This window comes from Thermostichus sp. MS-CIW-37, assembly GCF_054060065.1.
In genome coordinates this window covers 1-19339 of sequence record NZ_JBSSCV010000039.1, presented here as the reverse complement: position 1 = coordinate 19339, position 19339 = coordinate 1, and the positions used below count along the sequence as shown (strand labels likewise).

Here is a 19339-nt window from a genome sequence, read left to right as displayed (position 1 = left end):
AGGTTCTGGGACGCCGGGGCTGGTGGCCTCATCAGCGCTTTACTACCCTATCCCCACCACCACCACCCCGTCAAGATATCCAACCCAAAATTTTTTGAAGCCAGAAGGGATCCGGATCCACCGTTAGACTGTTGAAGTGAGCTCAGATTGGGTCAGACGGGTTTATGGGGATTGTGATTGGGGCTGCTGCTCCTGACTTTAGCTTGCCTGCGGTGGGGAAAGGGATCCAAAAGGGAGCCCAGATTTCACTGGCGGCCTACCGGGGCAAGAGCAAGGTGTTGCTGGCCTTTTACCCGGCGGATTTTTCCCCGGTATGCACGAGCGAGATGCGTTGCTTTCGGGAGGATTGGGAAGCTTTCCGGGCCGCGGGCTGCGAGATCTTGGGGATCAGCAGCGATCCCCTCTCCAGGCACCAAGCCTTTGCCGAGCAGCTTAAGCTGGAGTTTCCTTTGCTGAGCGATGTGGACAGAACCGTGAGCCAGCAGTACGGGGTGGACAGCCTGCTGGGGACGCGGCGGGCCTATTTTTTGGTGGATAGCCAAGGGATCCTGCGCTACCAGCACGTGGAGTGGCTGCCCCTGTTCAAGCGAGACAACCGGGAGCTGCTGGAGGCCGTGAGGGCAATTAGCTAGACGTGGGATCCTCTGGGGTGGGCCAGAGAACCTGTTGCGGCTGTCCGGTGTCCGGTAGGGAGAGGGGAGTGTGGCCAAGGAGCTCCAGAAGCCAGCTACGCTGGGGCGGGATCCAGTTGCCCTGGCGAGCCCCAATTCCCAAAATGAGCTGGCTATCTTGCTGCTGCAAGCGGAAGAAGGTGGTGGCCCAGCTTCCCGCTTGATAAGCGAGGCTTTCCCCGTCGTCTTCGTAGAGAGTGAAGCTGCCGTTGCCGGGGTAGAGCTTGAGGCGCAGTTGGTCACGGCGCAGGCGGACGGTGGATGGGCAGGGGGGAGCCAGAGGCAGGATGGAGCCACCCTGCACAAACAATGGCAGTTGCTCAAGAGGGGCAGGGGCGAGAATGTAGCCGGGGCCGGTGTGGGCCTGACCTGTCCACCAATCGAACCAAGTGCCCTGGGGCAGATAAACAGCGCGGCACCGCACGCCAGGCCGAACCACAGGGGCAGCTAGGAGGGCGGATCCCAGCATGACTTGATCCGAGATCTCGTAGGTTTGCGGATCGTCGGGAAACTCGTAGAGAAGGGGGCGCAAGATGGGGGATCCGGTTTGGCTGGACTCCCAAAAGAGGCTGTAGAGGTAGGGCAGCAGTTGGTAGCGCAACTGGATGGCCTGCCGGCAGATGGCTTCAATCTCTGGGCCAAAGCTCCAGGGCTCGTGGGGGCGGGTGCCCAGGGCGCTGTGGCCGCGCATGAGGGGGTAAAGAATTCCCATTTGCATCCAACGGGCAAACAGCTCGGGAGTGGCATTGCCACCGAAGCCGCCGATGTCCGCACCCACGAAGCTCACCCCCGACAGGCCCAGGTTTAGGAGCATGGGCAGGGACATCTCCAGGTGTTCCCAGGAGGATTGGTTGTCGCCTGTCCAGACGGCAGACCAGCGCTGGATCCCAGCAAAGCCGGAGCGAGTCAGCACGAAGGGGCGCCGGTTGGGGTTGAGCTGTTCCAAGCCTTCACGGGAAGCGCGTGTCATCAGCAGGCCGTACAGGTTGTGAACTTCGGCGTGGGTGGTGGGTTCGTCGGGTGGGCCTTGGGGGGCATCGAGGGGGATATCGACGATCTGGCCGCCGTCTCCAAAGGGGCGGTCGTTGAGGGCCGGCTCGTTCATGTCGTTCCAGATGCCATCCACACCGGCTTGGGTGAGAACCCGTTGCCAGGATCCCCACCACTGCCGCACTCCGGGGCGCAAGAAGTCGGGAAAGAGGACTTTGCCTGGCCAAACGTAGCCATGGAAGAGGTGGCCGTCGGCGCGGCGGATAAAGAAATCCTGGGCCAAGCCCTCGTCGAAGACGGCGTAGTCGGCTTCGGGCTCGAACTTGACGCCGGGATCCACAATGGCTACCACCCGGAAGCCAGCCTCGTGGAGTTGGGCCATGAGCCGGGCCGGTTCGGGGAAGCGGCGGGGATCCCAGGTGAAGACGCGGTAGCCGCGCATGTAGTCGATATCCAAATAGATGACGTCGCAGGGGATCTGACGTTGGCGAAATTGCTCGGCTATTGCCTGCACCTGAGCGGCACTGGCGTAGCTCCAGCGGCACTGTTGGTAGCCCAAGGCCCAGAGGGGGGGAAGAGGGATCCGCCCGGTAAGTTGGGTATAGGTATCGAGCACCAAGTCTGGAGTGGGGCCGTAAATGAGGTAGTAGTCCAGCTCTGGGGCATGCACTTCGATGGCCCACTGCTCGGGATCCGTCTCCCCCAGATCGAACCGGCTCCAGTGGGTACAGTGCAGGAATAAGCCGTAGCAGAGGCCAGGGCGAAGCAACAAGGCAAAGGGAATGGCCTGGTAGAGATTGTCGCTGTGGGCATCGTAGTTCCAGCAGTCGCGAGTCCAGTGGCTGTAGCGCCGGCCTCGTTTGTTGAGCAACCCTGCCCGTTCCCCCAGGCCGTAGATGTGCTCGGCAGGGTGGAGGTGTTTGACCAGGCGGATGCTATCGGATCCCCAGGTAAGGCCGGAAGGGACATCGGCGCAGAACTCTTGCCCTTGAGAATCTTGAAAACTAAACCGGATGGGATCCCGATCGATCTGAACTTGCACCTGGGAGGTGGACAGGTGGATTTGGGTGGAGCTTTCCTGCAGTTCAAAGGGAGCCGGCGGCCACTCTTCATCGGCTGGAGCCACATCCCAGGAACGACGGGGCAAAAACGCTCCGCTGGGGCTAAAGCGCAGCCGAAACAGACGGGGGGTGAGCACCTGCATAGACCAGCGGCCCTGGGCACAGATGAGGTGGATCCCGCGAGAGTGAGCCTGGAGCTGTTGCAGGGATCCACAAGTTTGCCTTTGGGGTGGGCGGGCGGGGAATTGGCCATTCGCGTCAGCGGGACGGAGTCCCAAGATCTCGCCAGGTTCCAGCATGGTTTGGAGACAGATCGCCGCCCTCAAGGCTAACCTAAGGCCGGGAGGGAACAGCGGGTTGCCCACGCTTGTCCGTAGCGGGTTCTGCCCTCATCGGTACCCCTCTCCAGAAGAGCAGCGGCAATAATCGGTTAGCTCAGATCCCAGAATCCATCGCGAAAACGAGGCGGCAATGGCCATGAGGATCCCGGCGATCAAGCTTCTCTCCTCACTGCTGCTTTTTGGGGGGGTGTCCGTCCCCGCTGTCGTGGCGGCCTACCCGGTCAGCCCGGAGATGGTGATGACCCTGCAACGGGGGGATCATGCCCAAGCCTTGCCCAGGGCCAGAACGGAGCAAGCGTTTCGGGTAGTTACTTTGGCCCAGGGTTTGGAGCACCCTTGGGGGATGGCCTTTTTGCCGGATGGAACTCTCTTGGTTACCGAACGCCCAGGGCGGCTGCGCCGAGTTACCCCCCAGGGATTGGATCCCCAGCCCATAGCCGGTGTGCCCGAGGTGTTTGCCCAGGGGCAGGGGGGCCTGCTGGACATCGCCTTGCACCCCAACCATGCAGAGAACGGCTGGATTTATCTGTCTTATGCAGCGCCTGGGCCCGGTGGGGGAGGCACGCGGGTGGCGCGAGCCCGTCTGGGGGAAGGGGGCCTACAGGATCTGGAAGTGATTTTTGATATGGAGCGCAAAACCCCTGCCCGGCAGCACTTTGGCTCCCGTTTGGTCTTTGACGAAGAAGGATTCCTCTACATCAGCACCGGAGACCGGGGAGAACGGGATCGAGCCCAAGATTTGGGGGATTCTGCCGGTAAAGTGTTGCGCATTACGGATGCGGGCGGGATCCCGGCGGACAACCCATTTGTCGGCCAAGCAGGGGCTTTGCCGGAAACTTTTACCTATGGCCACCGCAACATTCAGGGAATGGCCCGCCACCCTGAAACAGGGGCAATTTGGTCCCATGAACATGGGCCGCAGGGTGGGGACGAGATCAACATCTTGGCCCCCGGCGTCAACTACGGCTGGCCCCTAATCACCCACGGTCGAGAATATACGGGAGAACCCGTCGGCCAAGGACTGGCGGCAGCTCCCGGCTTGGCTTCCCCTCTGCTGCACTGGACGCCCTCTATCGCTCCTTCTGGCATGACTTTCTACACGGGAGAGGCTTTCCCCGAATGGCGGGGCAACCTGTTTGTGGGGGCGCTGGCCGGGCAACACTTGGCCCGTCTGGTACTGGATGGAGAGCGCGTGGTGGCAGAAGAGCGTCTCTTAGAGGGGGCGGTGGGCCGCATTCGCGATGTGCGGCAGGGGCCGGATGGACTCCTTTACCTGTTGACGGACGCCCCGAATGGATCCCTGCTGCGCCTGGAGCCAGCACCCTGAAGGCATCGGCTTAGGAGATGACGGAAACTATCCTGCTCCCGCTGGGCAGCTCTTTGGCGGGACAGGGACTTTCCCCAGAGTAGGGCCTGGGAACTCAAAAGCTGAGGCTCTCCCAGGAGACGTTAATGTCTTCCAAAAGCAGCGACTTGTTGTAAATCTGCAGGATAATCAACAAAAAGACGGCAAATAGGGCCATGAAGACCGCCATCAGGGGCGTGGTGCCCCAGCCGGGAGCCACTTTGCCGTATTCCGAGTTGAGGGGACGCAGCAGATCGCCCAGTCTGGTACGAATGGCCATAGGTTCTCGCAGTAAGTTAGGAACAGAACACATTGATGAAGTCGAAGATGACCAACCCGGGCGGTGGATCCTTGGTGCTCGGCACCGCCCAGACAGCCACCCCATTAAAATCACGCTATCAGAATCTGGCCAACCCCTTTTGCCTTGAGCAATGAATTGTAAACTTGTGTAATACTGTAGTCGAACGCTCTCAGGATCTGAGGACTCAGACTTAGATATGGAACCCACCTTTTCCCTAATTGTGGCGATTGCGGCAGTCACCATCTGCATCACCGCGTTTGCCATCTACACGGCCTTTGGCCCCCCTTCCAAGGACTTGCAGGATCCCTACGAGATGCACGAGGATTAAGGCCTGTCGTTGGGATATCTGGGTAAATGTCTGCTCGGTTGACCCCCCGTCTCTCCTTTCACAAGTACCAGGGGTTGGGGAACGATTTTATCTTGGTGGACAACCGCTGGCAGTCTCAACCCTGCTTGAGCCCGGAAGAGGCCGTCGCCCTTTGCAATCGCCGCTTTGGGGTAGGAGCCGATGGGGTTATCTTCCTGCTGCCGGGGCAGGAGGGGGCAGATTTCAGCATGCGCCTCTTCAACAGCGACGGTTCCGAGGCGGAGATGTGCGGCAATGGGATCCGCTGTTTGGCCCGCTTTCTGCAGGACTTGGGGATCCCAGGTCGGGATGGCGCCTACCAGATCCACACCTTGGCGGGGCGAATCGTGCCGCAGGTGCGGGCAGATGGGCTGGTCACAGTGGACATGGGGATCCCTCGCCTTTTGGCCAAGCAAATCCCCACCACCTTGGCCGAACCCGAGGAGAAGGTCATTCGGCAGCCGCTTGCAGTGGCCGGGCGAGAGTGGCGGGTGACGTCGGTGAGCATGGGCAACCCCCATTGTGTGGTCTTCCTGGAAGAAGAGGGATCCCTGGAGGAGCTGGACTTGGCAGCTGTGGGCCCCCTGTTTGAGCATCATCCGGCCTTTCCTGAGCGCACCAACACCGAATTTGTGCAGGTGCTCAGCCCGACTCGTCTGCGCCTACGGGTTTGGGAGCGGGGAGCAGGGGCAACGCTGGCTTGTGGGACGGGTGCCTGTGCCACTTTGGTGGCTGCTGTCTTGGAAGAGCGGGCAGAACCGCAAGCTACGGTGGAACTGCCGGGAGGAAATCTGGAAATTCGCTGGGATCCGAGCACACAGCATGTGTGGATGACCGGCCCTGCCCTGCACGTCTTCAGCGGCACCACTGCCGGTTGAGAACTAGGCTCCCAGACCCAACAGGAGGATGGCCAGCAGGCCGAGGATCCCATAGGCAACGCTCCAGCCCTGCCGCCAGATCAGCGCCAACGCCAGGCCCAACAAGACCAAGCCCAACCCCAGGCCGAGGCGCAGGAACAGGGGGTGAATCCATCGGTTGAGGAATCGTTTGAGCCAAGGGAACACCACCCCTAAGACGAAAGCCACAGCAACTGGGATCCAATCTGCCTGATCCCACTCCCCCAACAGGTAAAGGCCGCCCAGACAGATGCCCAAGCAGAAAAACAGCACCCGCATACCGGGATAGTCTTGTCGGTAGCTGGAAGCCAGATTCCGGGGCTCTTTGGGGTGGGCCAAGACCAATGGCTCTACGGCAAAACTTTCGCTCCACTCCGGCGCTTCTTCGGTTTGTCCGCGGCACCAAAGGTAAACGTTGACCTTGCGCAACCCCTGCAGCAGAGAGGCTTCCACCGCACTGCGCACCACCTCCATCACCTGCAGGGTATCCACCACATCGCCTGGCAGCCGTTCCAGCAGCACGTTGAGAACAGGCCCCTTCAGCTCGGCTCGGCCAAACAGCCGCAAGTCGGCAAGCTTGTAATCGAGGATTTGGTTCAAGATTTTGAGCTGGCGGCGCATGGGATCCCGCGAACAGAGAGCCGTCGTTCGACCGGTTGACTCAAAGCTTCAACATGACCGGTATGACCAGTCTAACGGTTGGGCCAGAGCGGCAGAAAAGAGACGTTCCCGGTGTGAAAAGGAGGTGGGACTATCCGATGAGGGTGCGAATGCACCGGCGAATGCTGAGGTTGGATCGCTCCAAGTCGGCAAATCCGCTCAGAAGAGTTCCCTGGCCATCCAAAAGCAGCAAAGCGGCCTGTTGGCGAAAATTGATCCCAGGCAAGGTTGCAGCGGCTATTTCTTGCAGCTTCTGGATGGTTTCTCCCTCAAAATCGACAGAGACGTACACAAATGGAGAAACCAAACGAGGATCCGTCGGCACGCTCTCTCGGATGACCTGCAAAACCAAATTTCGCACCAACAGCAGCCCCCTACCATCTACCAGCACAATCTGTCGCAGTCGGGGGTTTCGCCCGAACTCCAGGGCCAAACTTTTGGAGAGGGCTTCCGATTGCGAGCGGGTTTGGCTGTTGGTCAGGATCAGCGCTTGAATGCCGTCGTACCGACTTAAGTCAAGCTGCCCTCCGAAAACGCTCTCCACTTTGAAAGCCAGAGATTCATCACGGTTACCATTGCTGGGGCAGTTGCCGGCTTGAACGGGATCGAACGCGCCCGCCAAAAGCAGGACAAGGGTGACAAACCCCGAAGCGACAAGTCTCTTTGGCAAGCAAAGCCAGCAGCGGTTAGCCGGGGCACAGCAGCAGGACAGCACTCGGTTCATGGCGGGGAGTTCTGGAGCGGGCCGGCCAAATCTTAACCGATCTTCATCTTTGGTGCTCCAAAATGACCTCTCGGCTTCTCATCCCCATTGGGTTGGTGCCCATAATGGAAGGCAGTTTCTGGTTTGCTGGCCATGACTCACGCCTCTTTGCTGGATGCCCTCAACCCTTCTCAGCGCCAAGCGGTGCAACATTTTTGTGGCCCGTTGCTGGTGGTTGCCGGGGCAGGTTCCGGCAAGACACGCGCCCTCACCCACCGCATTGCCTACCTGGTTCGCCACTATCGGGTGGATCCAGGAGAAATTTTGGCCGTGACCTTCACCAATAAGGCTGCCCGTGAGATGAAAGAGCGCATTGAGCAGCTCTTTGCCGAGCAAGAAGCTCAAGAACAATTTGGGATCCCGCTGGAGCAATTGGAGCCAGCCCAAGTCACCCGGCTGAAATCCAGCGTTTACCATCGGCTGATTAAACCCCTTTGGATCGGCACTTTCCACAGCTTATTTGCCCAGATCCTGCGCATAGATATTGAAAAATATCAGGATCCCAAGGGGCGAAAGTGGACTCGCAACTTCTCGATTTTCGATGAATCAGATGCCCAATCCCTGGTGAAGGAGATTGTAACCAAGCAACTGAACTTAGATGAGCGCAAGTTTGACCCAAGGTCGGTACGCTACGCCATTAGCAATGCCAAAAACCAAGGCTGGACTCCTGCCGACCTGGAGCGCAATCAACCCAACTTCCGTGGCCGTACCATCGCCCAAGTTTACGAAATCTATGAAGACCAACTGGCAGCCAACAACGCACTGGACTTTGATAACTTGATTTGGATACCGGTGCAGCTTTTTCGACAAAATGAGCAGGTGTTGGCTTACTGGCACCAACGATTTCGACATATTTTGGTAGACGAATACCAAGACACCAACCGTACCCAGTATGAGCTGATCCGTCTGCTGGCCACCAACGGCGAGACCCGCAGATCTCAGTTGGATTGGAGGAACCGATCGATCTTTGTGGTGGGAGATGCCGATCAAAGCATCTATCGGTTTCGCGGGGCAGATTTTACCATTTTGCTGGAGTTTCAAGAGACCTTTGGAGATGGTCTCCCGGATGATGATACCCGCACCATGATCAAGCTGGAGGAGAACTATCGCTCTACAGCTACCATTCTGCAGGCGGCCAACGCCCTCATCGAGAAAAATACAGAGCGCATTGATAAAGTTCTCAGGCCAACCCGTCAGCAAGGAAGTCCGATTTTCCTTCATCAGGCGGATGACGAGATTGCAGAGGCTGAGTTTGTTGTCAATACCATCCGGCGGTTACACAGCCAAAATGCCAATGCTTTCTCCTGGGGAGATTTTGCCATTCTCTACCGCACCAACGCTCAATCCCGTCCTTTTGAAGAGGTTTTGCTGCGGTGGGGGATCCCTTACACGGTGGTAGGCGGACTGCGATTTTACGATCGCAAAGAAATTAAGGATGTCCTGGCCTATTTGCGGGTTGTGGCCAACCCTGCCGACTCCTTTAGCCTGCTGCGAATTATTAACGTGCCGCGCCGTGGCATCGGCAAATCTACTCTGGACAAGCTGACCGAAGCGGCGGCGGCTCTCAACGTGCCTTTGTGGGAAATTCTCAGCGATGAAACCTCTGTAAGTAGCTTGGCGGGCCGTTCGGCTAAGCCTGTCATTCAGTTTGCTCAGTTGATTCAGCATTGGCATCGACAGGCTTCTCAAACCTCAGCCGCCACCCTTATCGAAGGGTTGCTAAGGGATTCCGGCTATTTGGAGGATCTCAAGGCACAGGGTACAGACGAAGCCGAAGAAAGAGCGGCCAACGTGATGGAACTTTACAATGCCGCCCGCCAATTCGAGGAAGAACAGGAGGATCCCAGCCTTGAGGCTTTTTTGAGCAATGTGTCTTTGGCTTCCGACTTGGACAACCTTCAGGAAGGCGCTGAGAAAGTTTCGCTAATGACGTTGCACTCTTCCAAAGGTTTGGAGTTTCCTGTTGTGTTCTTGGTGGGGGTGGAACAGGGTCTATTTCCCAATTTCCGGGCTTTGGAGGATCCCGCTGCTTTGGAAGAAGAGCGACGCCTTTGCTACGTGGGCATTACCCGTGCCCGTGAGCAGTTGTATATCAGCCACGCCAGGGAAAGGATGCTCTACGGCAACCGAGAACCGGCCATTCCTTCCGTATTTTTAAGTGAGCTACCTCAAGAGTTGATCGAGTCCGACAGGCGCGGAGCCCCTTCTCGACAGCTTTCCCACGGCAGTGGGCTGCCCCTTGCAACGGCACCCAAGGCCAGGCCCAATCGCCGCCAAAGCCGTTCAGAACAGTGGGCGATTGGAGATCGTTTGCAACATCCCCAATTCGGACAAGGCCAGATTACCCATGTGTTCGGCAGTGGTGAACGGGTCACGATTGCGGTGAGGTTTCCCGGTATTGGGCAACAGAAAATCCTGGATCCCCGTATTGCTCCCATTCAAAAGCTCAGCTAAGCGGCTGAACTCGGAAGGAACCCAGTGATGAAGAGAGATAAGGGGAAGTGGTGTAGAAGTCTGTAGCTCATTCGAGATTGCCTTTGCAGGAACCTCTTGTGCTGGTGAAAGGCTCTCTGGAGAATGGGTTGGCAGGGATCCCTTTTATCGTGTAGAACTGTGAAGGTCTGCCAGAGTAAAGCCCCTGAAAGGTTCACGAGTTCACCGTCTGGGTTTGAACCATTTCGCTAGGTGGGCAGTCCAAACCGACAAGTCGTTCTCTTGTGCCTGTGAGCCGGGTTTACTCTCCCCAATGGCAGCTTCCTCACGCCTGCACACTCAGCCTAGTGCTGTTTTTGGGTGTTCCTAGCTCTGTCGTCTATGCCCAGATGTTTTGGGCCCAGCGTCCAGCAGGGATGGGAGCACCGCGTCCTGTCTCGGTAGATGTGACCAGAGCCCAGGTGGGATCCCTGGGGGCCGACTTGCGTTACACCGGCACTACCCAGCCCCTGCGGCAAGCCACGCTGCGAACCCGTACCGAAGGATTGCTCTTGGAGTTATCGGTGGAGGTCGGGGATCCCGTCCAAGAGGGGCAACTGCTGGGCCAACTGGATCCCACGCTGCTGCAGGCTGCTCTTCTCCAGGCCCAGGCCCAACTGGCAGCGCAAGAATCTCAGGTGGCACAGGCACAAGCGCAGCTCAGCAATGCCCGCACCCAAGTGGAGCAGGCCCGTCTGAATCTTCTACAACAGGAAGCCGATGCCGAGCGCCTAGGACGGTTGGCACAGGAGGGAGCTGTTTCTGCCCAGCAGGCGGAGCAAGCTCGTACTGCGGCCCGCACCGCCGCCCAGGCTTTGCGCTCTGCGGAAGACCAGGTTCGCGTCCAAGAACAAGCCGTGATCGCCGCCCAACGCCAGGTGGAAGCGCAGAGATCTTTGGTGGCTCAGGCCCAAGAGCGCCTTTCCTACACACAGTTGCGAGCACCCCTAAGTGGGGTGGTGCTCTCCCGGCAGGCGGATCCGGGCAGCTTTTTGAACTCAGGGGCAGATGTACTGACGGTGGCCGATTTCAGCCAGGTGAGGGTGGAGTTTCCCCTCTCCGAGTTGGAGTTGTCGCGCGTACAGGTGGGCCAAGCCGTTCGGGTGGAATTGGACGCTTTTCCCGGCCAGAGCTTCGCCGGACAAATTGTCCGCATTTCCCCGGCTGCGGATCCCCAGGCCCGTCTGATCCCGGTTGAAGTGGTGATCGCCAATCCCAACGGACGCATTGGCAGTGGGCTGCTGGCGCGGGTGGCATTGACGGGGCCGGCGGCTCAACGGGTGATCGTTCCCGCAACAGCGATTCAGCAGAATGGGCCGGGTTCTGCTACGGTCTTTGTGGTGGAGCGGCAGGGAGAAGTGACGCGGGTGTTGGCCCGCCCGGTGCAATTGGGAGAACAGCGGGATGGACGGGTGGAAATTGTGTCGGGATTGGAGGCTGGCGAACCGTTTGTGGTGCGCAGCTCTGCTCCTCTCCAAGATGGGCAGGAAGTGCAGTTGAGTGTCATCTCCGAACGATTTTGATCTGAATACTCTGGATAGCAAGTTTCTGAATAGCAAGTTTGAATAGCAAGGAAGCCAAACCCATGACCCCAGCCAACAGTGGACTCAGCCTCAGCGGCCTGGCCATCCGCCGCCACATCGGCACCCTGATGCTGGCCTTGGCAGTGATCGTCATGGGCCTCTATTTCCTCACCCGCCTGCCGGTGGACTTGCTGCCCTCGATTGTCTATCCCCGTATTGGCGTGCGGGTGGAGCTGGCGGGAGTAACCCCAGAGGTGGCCGTTGAGGAGATCACCCGCCCTTTGGAAGACTCTCTTTCCACAGTGGAAGGGGTGGAACAGCTCTATTCCACCACCCGCGAAGGGCAGGTTCGGGTGGATCTCTTCTTTGCGCCAGGGGGGAACATCGACCAAGCCCTGAACGACACCACGGCAGCGGTGAACCGGGCCAGAGGGCGGCTGCCGGATGGGGTTTCGGCTCCCACGGTGTTCAAGTTTGACCCCTCCCAGTTGCCTGTTTACGAGTTTGCCCTGAGCGCGCCTGGGCTGACGGGCGTGGAGCTGCGCCGCTTTGCTGAAGCAGAGTTGGCCCGCGAGCTGGGAGTGGTGCCGGGGGTGGCTACGGTGGATGTGGCCGGGGGCACCCTTGAAGAGGTGCAGGTGGATCTGGACTTGGAGCGGCTGCAGGCCCTGGGGCTGGGCCTAGCGGATGTGCTCGGCCAACTGCAAGCCCGCAACCAGGATCTTGCCGGTGGTCGGATCCGCGGCGAGCTGTTGGAGCCTTTGACGCGCACAATGGGCCGGTTCCGCAGCCTAGAAGACATTCAAGCGTTGCGCTTCAACACCCCCAGCGGAGGAACGGTGCACCTGCGCGATTTTGCCACGGTGGCTGTTCGCCCTGCCGCCGAAGGGGTGCGGGTAACCTTGAATGGAAAGCCGGCGGTGCGCCTGAGCATTCAAAAGCAGCCCGATGCCAATACCATCCGCGTGGTGGACGGGATCCGTCGCCGCCTGGAGCAACTGCGGGCCGCTGGCCTCATCCCGCCGGAGGTGACCCTGATCCCCACCGGCGACGAGTCCCGCTTCATCCGCAGCTCGATTCAAAGTGTGGCTCTTGCCGGCGTGAGTGGGGGGGTGCTGGCCGGGCTGGCGGTGCTGCTGTTTTTGGGATCCCTGCGCCAGACCCTGATCGTGGTGGCGGCCATTCCTCTGGCCACCCTGATGGCGGTGTTGCTGATGGGCCTGTTCGGCCTTTCCATCAACATCATCAGCCTGGGGGGCCTGGCCCTGGGGGTGGGGATCGTGGTGGACAACGCCATCGTGATGTTGGAAGCCATCGCTAAAGGAACAGAAGGGATCCCGCGGCAGGATGCCCGTTGGTTTGGGCAGCGGGTGCTCGAGCAGGCGGAGCGCAGCAGCCGCCAGTTGGAATCGGCCCTGGTGGCCTCAACGGCCACCAACTTGGTGTCGGTGTTGCCCTTTTTGCTGGTGGGAGGGTTTGTTTCGCTGATTTTCAACGAGCTGATTTTGACCATCAGCTTTGCTGTGGCCGGATCCCTGGTGGTGGGCCTGACGGTGGTGCCCATGCTCACCTCACGCCTGTTGACGATTCGCCGCAGCAGTGGATTGGGGCAGTGGGGCCCGATCCGCAGCTTTGCGCGGGCGATGCTGGGCGGCACCTACGCCTACCAACGGTTGCTGAGCCGTCTGTTAGAACGACCTGCCTTGCCGATCTTGCTGGCATTTCTTCTCCTGGGCGGAGGAAGCTACTGGATGGCCGGGCAACTGAACCAGGAGCTGCTGCCCCGCATCAGCACCGGGCGGGTGAACCTGTCTGCCAACTTTGCCCCCGGCACCACCCTAGATACCAACCACCGCATTATGCAGGAGGTGGATCGCCTTCTGCTGCAACAGCCTGAGGTGGAGTATGTGTTCACCACCGCAGGCGGATCTGCCTCCGGGGGCAGCACCTTTGAAAACCCCCTGCGGGGCACCAGCACCATCACCCTTAAGCCCGGCACAGCAGTGCGGCCCTTTGTGGATCGGATGAATGAGCTGGTCAGCCAACTCAACCTGGTGGGATCCCGCATCCGCATGTCTCCGGGCAGTGTACGCGGCCTTTCCGCCCGTAACTCTGCCATCAATGCCGAAGTGGATGTGGTGCTTCAAGGGGAAGGCACCCAGGCGCTTCAAGAGGCCAGCCGCACAGTGTTGCGGGCCTTGGACGAACAGGCCACCCTCTCCACCTTCCGCCCCGAGGCGGATGACAGCCAACCGGAACTCCAGATTTGGCCCGATTGGGAGCGGGCCGCCCCCTTGCGCCTCAGCCTTCAGGACATAGGCCGGGTGGTACAGACGGCAGTGCAGGGATCCGTGCCCGCCCAACTGCAGCAGGGAGACCGCCTCCTGGATGTGCGGGTTCGCCCGGCCACGTCCATCACCCAGCCTTCGCAACTGGAGCGCCTGCCCTTGGTTGTGCAGAATGGGCAGCCCCTGCGCTTGGGGGATGTGGCCAGGTTGCAGATGGGGGAGGCCCCTGGGGAAATTCGCCGTCTCAACCAACGGCAGGTGGTCATTTTGAACGGCAGTCTTAGGGCCGGGGCCAGCCAAAGTGCCGCCATCGCCGAGCTGGATGGGATCTTATCCGGCTTGGAGTTGCCCCCCGGCGTGACCCGCCTGCCCAGCGTGGCTTTGGAAAACAACCGGGAGCTGCGCAATAACCTGCTGCTGCTGGGATCCCTGGCAGCTTTTTTGGTGTTTGTGGTGATGGCGGTGCAGTATAACTCCCTCCTCGACCCGCTGGTGATCATGCTGGCGGTGCCCTTGGCTCTCTCCGGCGGGATCCTGGGCTTGTTCCTCACCCGCACGGCTGTGGGCGCTACGGTGCTGGTGGGGGCGGTGCTGCTGGTGGGCATTGTGGTCAACAACGCCATTTTGATGGTGGAGTTGGCCAACCAAATCCGGGAGGAACAGGGCTTGGATTACCGCAGTGCCATGCTAGAGGCTGCCCCGCAGCGGCTGCGCCCGATCCTGATGACCGCCGTGACGACGGTGCTGGGCCTGTTTCCCTTGGCCCTGGGCTGGGGAGAGGGATCCGAACTGCTACAGCCGCTGGGGGTTGTGGTCTTTTCCGGCCTTTCCCTGGCGACGCTGCTGACGTTGTTGGTGATCCCTTGCTTTTATGTGCTGCTGCATGGCGGGGAAAGCAAAACCTCAACTCCCTCTTTTCCCCAGCTAGCGGTTGCCCCACCCCCAGCCTTGTCCGAGACTTCCGGTCAGTAGCTGTGGTTGGCGTTGCTGATGGATTGGCGTTGTTGATCTCGGTTAGCTGACCTTGGGGTTAGGCTTAGGCACCAGTTTCAGCCCAGAAGGTTGGGGCTGTGCGTCCTCGGCTCTGTCCGGTACCAGGCGCAGGGGCGGGCCAAAGCGGCCAACCGCTATGGTGTTGTGCAAAGCCGGGATCTGGCGGATGGATCCCTGGCGTAGGCAGCGGTGCAAACGGCGCAGCAGAAACAGGTCGGCTTCGGAGCACTCCTCTCGGAATAGCCTCACGTTGAGTTCGTGTTCCTGAGCAGCAGTGAGCAGACCGGTCATCATGGCGGTTTGAATGATCTGCTGCACGGTCACGGTCGTCGCTTCATCCATAGGTTTATGCGGTTGGATTGAGACCTTTTGCTGCTCTTATTCTCGATAAATCCCCCTGATATTTACTCCGCCAAATAGCGGATTCGATATGCGCGCTTTGTCATCTTTCCCAATGTTCAGGAAATAGGGCTTTCCAGGTATCCATTGACTTTCTGATCCATCCAGATCCTATTCAGGCGAAAAGCTTGAAATCCTTGCTTCACAAGCCTTTCCAATCGAAGTGGGAGTAGAGCCAACAATTGGATACGTAGGGATCCCATCCTCGCTGCAGTACAAAATTAGACTCAACAGTGAGTTGCTTGAACTTGCCAAAGAGGTGCTGATCCCATGATTTTTCGAGCTGTTGTTTGAGGCCGTAACAGATATCTGTGGCAATACGGAACTGAGAAGCGATGTTCGTCACCGACAAATGGCGTAGGGTTGCTCGGCTTTTTGTCTGTACCTTGTCGGCAACGCAGGCATAGAGGATGAGCACCAGCTTTGTGTTAGTGTGGGGGCATTCTGTAGTGGCGATTGGCCGTGTCGGAAACTCCACAAACAGTCGGCTGTGCTGCCCCTCTGGGCTGCTGTGGCTGCGGCTGTCTGGGCCTACTGGCGGTGCTGGGCTTGGGGCTGGCGGGGGCAGGGATCCTAGTCTGGAATGGGATCCGTGCCTCAGGAGCCTATCGCACCTACCAATTGGCGGTGGAGCAGCTCAAACAAAATGCTGTGGTGGTGGAACGTCTGGGGGAACCGTTGAGGCCGGGATGGCCCTCGCGGCTGCGTTTTCAGGAAAATGAGGAAGCGGGCTGGGTGTGTCTGTCTTTTTTGATTACAGGGGCCCAGCGCACCGGCGATGTGGTTGTGGAATCGGAGCGGGGCATGGCGGGCTCGGCATGGCAGTTGCGCCATCTGCAGGTGAAAGTTGACGGGGATCCGCAGGCCATTCCGGTCATTGAGGGGGGATCTCGCTGTGAAGAGGAAGAGCCGGATAGAGAAGCCCTGCCCCTGCAGCCAGAGGGCGACATCTAGGTAGCCGAATAGGCTCAGCCGCGGGTAGAGTCAAAAGGACTCCGTCCCGCTGACGCGAACGGTTGTGGCCTTGGATCCCTATGCGGTCGCTCCCTTACCTGCGCTTGCTGCTGTTGTTGGCGCTGTTGGCCTCGTTCACCGGGCTGATCGTTTGGCTAATCCAATCGTTTCTCGATCTGTACTACGCCACCCGTTACCACCCGATTTTGGGGGGGCTGTTGATCGGGGTGCTGCTGCTGCTGCTGCTGGTGTTTTTGGCCGCTGCCATCTACTACTTGTTTCTGTTTCGCCAACCCGCCCCCAGCAGGAGGGAAATTACCCAACCCCTTGCCTTGCCGGAGACGGCCTTGGACAAGCGGAAAGCGGCGCAACAGAACTTGGCCCAACTGGAGGCGCAGATGGCGCAAATCCAGGATCAGGTGGCGCGGGCAGCGCTGGCAGAACGGTCGGCCCTACTGGCCAAACAATTGGCCCAGCCCCAACTGAAGGTGGTGGTCTTCGGCACCGGGTCGGCGGGCAAGACTTCTCTGGTGAACGCGCTGCTGGGGCGGCGGGCGGGGGCGGTGGGGGCCACTCTGGGCACCACCCAGGCGGTAGCTTGTTACGATTGGAACTTGCCCGGGATCCCGCAGCCGGTGCAGATCCTGGATTGCCCCGGCATTTTGGAGATCGGCCCGGCAGGGGTGATGCGGGAACAGGAGGCGCAAGCCCAAGCCCAAGCTGCCGATCTGCTCCTAGTGGTGGTGGATGGGGATCTGCGCCAGTCAGAGGTGGATCCCTTGCGCCGGTTGATCGCCCTGGGCAAGCGGGCCTTGCTGATCCTGAACAAAGCGGATCGCTACACCTCAGAAGAACGGCAGATCCTCTTGCAACGCCTGCGGGAGCGGGTTCATCCCCTGATCCCACCTCAGGATGTGTTGATAGCTGCCGCTGCTCCAGCCCCTGTGCGGGTGGGATCCCAAACCTGGCGACCGGAGCCGGAGGTGGCGGCGGTGCGGGATCGCGTGCAGGCAGTGCTCTATGCCGAAGGTGGATCCCTGGCCTTGGACAATGCCCTGCTGCAATCGCAACAGTTGGGGGAAGAGGCCAAACGGATTCTCCAAGCCCAACTGCGCCGGCAGGCGGAGGAGGTGATCGATCGCTTTCAGTGGATTGTTACAGGAGTGGTGTTCGCCAACCCCATCCCGGCGGTGGATCTGCTGGCCATTGCCGCCATCAACGCCCAGATGGTGGTGGAACTGGGATCCCTTTACGGCTGCAAAATGAACCTGCAGCAGGGGCGGGAGCTGGCCTTGTCTCTGGCCAAAACCCTAGCGGGCTTGGGCTTGGTGGAAGGGGCGATCCAACTGACCACGGGGATCTTGGCCACCGTTGCCGAAGTGAGCGTCGTCGGTTTTCTGGCGACAGCCCCCATTCAGGCAGCCAGTGCTGGCTATCTCACCCGCATTGCCGGCAAGAGCTTCATTGAGTATTTCCAGCACAACCAAAGCTGGGGAGAAGGGGGGATGCAGGCGGTGGTCAAAGCCCAGGTGCAAAATACCCAAAAATCCGGTTGGCTCAAAGAGTTTGTCCGCGAGGCTTCCCGGCGCATCTTCCGAAATGGGATGGCCAACCCAAGGGATCCCTAATGGCCGCTCAGGGCAATATCCGTCGGCATGAAGGCCAGCTTCAGTTGCGCCACATAATCGGCGTAGCTCAGTGCCGGCCCAGTGTCCCAATCCGCCAAGCCATGCATGCACTTCGACCATTGAATGAAGGCGGCAGGATAGATATAGGCCAAACTGGGATCCTGCAAAACCTCTTTGGGCAGTGGAGAGGCCGACTTCAGCACTGCCAACAGAGCCGGCGGCTTGTGGAGAATCACGCGCGTGGCCTCAATCTGCTCTGGGGAAACCCTAAACTTGGTGGCGATAAACGGGATCACTCTGGAAATGGCCATCACCCAACACCAACCTCGCCTATAGAGGTAGGTTGCCCCCAAGCCGAGGGGCTGGCCTCAGGGATCCTACGGAGAGCGGAAAAGAGGGATGAACATTGGCGAGGATGGCCGTGGGCGGGCCTGGGATCCCCTTGCTTGGGGCCGCTGCTCCTCGTTATCCTAGTAAAGCTGAAAAATCTGGGGAAAGAGTGAGCCGTGGCTAAAAAGAGCATGATCGAGCGGGAGAAAAAGCGCCAACGCTTGGTCGAGAAGTATCGGGAGAAGCGCCAACAACTGAAAGCGGCCATGGCCGATCCCAACATCGACCAGGCCACCCGCATGGAGCTGCACGCCCAACTGCAAAAACTCCCTCGGGCCAGCTCGCCCACACGCCTGCGCAACCGCTGCTGGAAAACCGGGCGTCCCCGGGGTTACTTCCGCGATTTCGGCCTGTGCCGCAACAGCCTGCGGGAAATGGCCCACAGAGGCTTATTGCCAGGTGTGGTCAAGTCTAGCTGGTAGTTGCCTGGCCTTCGCTGCTTGGTTATGCAGCCAAAACACCCTTTTGAGAGATCCTGAGTGGGCCTGCAACCTTTTCAGCTCTGTGACGAAGATCTCACCCCTGCAGTGGCAAAGGCCCTGGCCGGGGAACCCCACTTGGCCGTGGATACGGAGACGATGGGGTTGATCCCGCAGCGGGACAGGCTTTGCGTGGTGCAAATCGCCAACCCTGCCGGCGAGGTGGTGTTGTTGCGGTTGAGCCGTGGAGTAAAGCAGGCCCCCCTTCTGGCGGGGCTGCTGACGGATCCCAACATTGAAAAGATTTTCCACTACGCCCGCTTTGACCTGGCGATGCTGCGCTATCACCTGGGGATCCGGGCGTGGCCCGTCTTTTGCACCAAAATTGCCAGCAAACTGGCCCGCACCTACACCAGCAAGCATGGCCTCAAGGATGTGGTGAGCGAGCTGTGCGGGGTCGAACTCAACAAAACTGCCCAAAGCTCCGATTGGGGAGCCGTCCACGCGCTATCCGTCGAACAACTGGAGTATGCCGCCAACGATGTTCGCTATTTGATTCCGGTTCGCCACAAGCTGGCGGAGATGTTACGGCGGGAAGAACGCTGGGAGTTGGCGCAGCAGTGTTTCCAACATTTGCCTACCTTGGTCGAGCTGGATCTGTTGGGCTTCAGTAACGTCTTCGAACATCAGTAGGCGGGGCTTTACTTGATAGACAGTCACCGAATTTTCGGGCTGGAGGCCCGCACCATAGCCGCAAGCTTGGTGTCGGGAGGAAAGCCCGCCTCCATATAGGTTTGCTGGTCAAAAGTCTGGATAAACTACAATAAGCCCATGAGCCAGACTATCTCTGTACGTTGCAAGCTGATAGTCCCACAAGAGTTGCGTCAAGAAATTGACCG

Annotated in this window: 17 protein-coding genes; 11 read left to right on the top strand and 6 right to left on the bottom strand. The window is 59.5% G+C overall.

The window, feature by feature from the left end:
* The first annotated feature begins 164 nt into the window (after window positions 1–164).
* Window positions 165–632, top strand: coding sequence for a peroxiredoxin family protein (locus tag ACVWYZ_RS13200; RefSeq protein WP_414332127.1), 468 nt, complete (start codon window positions 165–167; stop codon window positions 630–632).
* On the opposite strand, the gene ACVWYZ_RS13195 is transcribed toward ACVWYZ_RS13200, so the two are convergent.
* The gene (locus ACVWYZ_RS13195) at window positions 625–3021 is read right to left on the bottom strand and encodes a glycoside hydrolase family 31 protein (RefSeq protein ID WP_457467316.1); all 2397 of its coding nucleotides are present in this window, start codon (window positions 3019–3021) and stop codon (window positions 625–627) included. The two genes, ACVWYZ_RS13200 and ACVWYZ_RS13195, sit on opposite strands and share 8 nt — an antisense overlap.
* A gap of 280 nt (window positions 3022–3301) precedes the next feature.
* On the opposite strand from ACVWYZ_RS13195, the gene ACVWYZ_RS13190 reads away from it, so the two are divergent.
* Complete coding sequence (locus ACVWYZ_RS13190; RefSeq protein ID WP_457467317.1) at window positions 3302–4390, top strand: PQQ-dependent sugar dehydrogenase; 1089 nt, start codon at window positions 3302–3304, stop codon at window positions 4388–4390.
* Between the two features lie 94 nt (window positions 4391–4484).
* On the opposite strand, the gene psbH is transcribed toward ACVWYZ_RS13190, so the two are convergent.
* The gene (gene psbH, locus ACVWYZ_RS13185) at window positions 4485–4688 is read right to left on the bottom strand and encodes a photosystem II reaction center phosphoprotein PsbH (protein WP_011432996.1); all 204 of its coding nucleotides are present in this window, start codon (window positions 4686–4688) and stop codon (window positions 4485–4487) included.
* A gap of 217 nt (window positions 4689–4905) precedes the next feature.
* On the opposite strand from psbH, the gene psbN reads away from it, so the two are divergent.
* Window positions 4906–5037 (top strand): photosystem II reaction center protein PsbN, encoded by a 132-nt coding sequence (psbN, locus tag ACVWYZ_RS13180; RefSeq protein WP_011432995.1) that lies wholly within the window; start codon window positions 4906–4908, stop codon window positions 5035–5037.
* A gap of 26 nt (window positions 5038–5063) precedes the next feature.
* A complete protein-coding gene (dapF, locus tag ACVWYZ_RS13175; protein ID WP_457467315.1) occupies window positions 5064–5933 on the top strand; it encodes a diaminopimelate epimerase in 870 nt (289 codons plus the stop codon).
* Window positions 5934–5936: 3 nt separating this feature from the next.
* On the opposite strand, the gene ACVWYZ_RS13170 is transcribed toward dapF, so the two are convergent.
* Window positions 5937–6572: a hypothetical protein gene (locus tag ACVWYZ_RS13170; protein WP_457391939.1), complete on the bottom strand. Its 636-nt coding sequence runs from the start codon at window positions 6570–6572 to the stop codon at window positions 5937–5939.
* Between the two features lie 130 nt (window positions 6573–6702).
* Window positions 6703–7281, bottom strand: coding sequence for a hypothetical protein (locus ACVWYZ_RS13165; protein ID WP_414375247.1), 579 nt, complete (start codon window positions 7279–7281; stop codon window positions 6703–6705).
* A gap of 186 nt (window positions 7282–7467) precedes the next feature.
* Here ACVWYZ_RS13165 and pcrA point away from each other — a divergent pair, with 186 nt between their 5' ends.
* The 3 genes from pcrA (at window position 7468) to ACVWYZ_RS13150 (ending at window position 14629) form a co-directional block, all read left to right on the top strand.
* Window positions 7468–9828 (top strand): DNA helicase PcrA, encoded by a 2361-nt coding sequence (pcrA, locus tag ACVWYZ_RS13160; RefSeq protein WP_457467314.1) that lies wholly within the window; start codon window positions 7468–7470, stop codon window positions 9826–9828.
* A gap of 269 nt (window positions 9829–10097) precedes the next feature.
* The gene (locus ACVWYZ_RS13155) at window positions 10098–11369 is read left to right on the top strand and encodes an efflux RND transporter periplasmic adaptor subunit (RefSeq protein ID WP_414375249.1); all 1272 of its coding nucleotides are present in this window, start codon (window positions 10098–10100) and stop codon (window positions 11367–11369) included.
* Window positions 11370–11431: 62 nt separating this feature from the next.
* Window positions 11432–14629, top strand: coding sequence for an efflux RND transporter permease subunit (locus tag ACVWYZ_RS13150; protein WP_457467313.1), 3198 nt, complete (start codon window positions 11432–11434; stop codon window positions 14627–14629).
* Between the two features lie 42 nt (window positions 14630–14671).
* Here the strand turns inward: ACVWYZ_RS13150 and ACVWYZ_RS13145 are convergent, their stop codons facing one another.
* Window positions 14672–14992 (bottom strand): hypothetical protein, encoded by a 321-nt coding sequence (locus ACVWYZ_RS13145; RefSeq protein WP_414409225.1) that lies wholly within the window; start codon window positions 14990–14992, stop codon window positions 14672–14674.
* A 519-nt stretch (window positions 14993–15511) separates the two neighbouring features.
* On the opposite strand from ACVWYZ_RS13145, the gene ACVWYZ_RS13140 reads away from it, so the two are divergent.
* Together ACVWYZ_RS13140 and ACVWYZ_RS13135 are read left to right on the top strand one after the other, a co-directional pair.
* Window positions 15512–16003, top strand: a complete 492-nt coding sequence (locus tag ACVWYZ_RS13140) for a cytochrome c oxidase assembly factor Coa1 family protein (RefSeq protein WP_414409224.1) — start codon at window positions 15512–15514, stop codon at window positions 16001–16003.
* Window positions 16004–16083: 80 nt separating this feature from the next.
* Window positions 16084–17631 carry a YcjF family protein gene (locus ACVWYZ_RS13135; protein ID WP_457467312.1) on the top strand — a complete coding sequence of 516 codons (1548 nt, stop codon included), beginning with the start codon at window positions 16084–16086 and terminating at the stop codon, window positions 17629–17631.
* On the opposite strand, the gene ACVWYZ_RS13130 is transcribed toward ACVWYZ_RS13135, so the two are convergent.
* Window positions 17628–17942, bottom strand: a complete 315-nt coding sequence (locus tag ACVWYZ_RS13130) for a hypothetical protein (protein WP_414344672.1) — start codon at window positions 17940–17942, stop codon at window positions 17628–17630. The genes ACVWYZ_RS13135 and ACVWYZ_RS13130 overlap by 4 nt on opposite strands.
* Window positions 17943–18137: 195 nt before the next feature.
* Between ACVWYZ_RS13130 and rpsN the strand changes: the two genes are divergently transcribed.
* Window positions 18138–18443 (top strand): 30S ribosomal protein S14, encoded by a 306-nt coding sequence (gene rpsN, locus ACVWYZ_RS13125; protein WP_011432985.1) that lies wholly within the window; start codon window positions 18138–18140, stop codon window positions 18441–18443.
* Between the two features lie 57 nt (window positions 18444–18500).
* The gene (locus ACVWYZ_RS13120; RefSeq protein ID WP_457467311.1) at window positions 18501–19133 is read left to right on the top strand and encodes a ribonuclease D; all 633 of its coding nucleotides are present in this window, start codon (window positions 18501–18503) and stop codon (window positions 19131–19133) included.
* Window positions 19134–19339 lie beyond the last annotated feature (206 nt).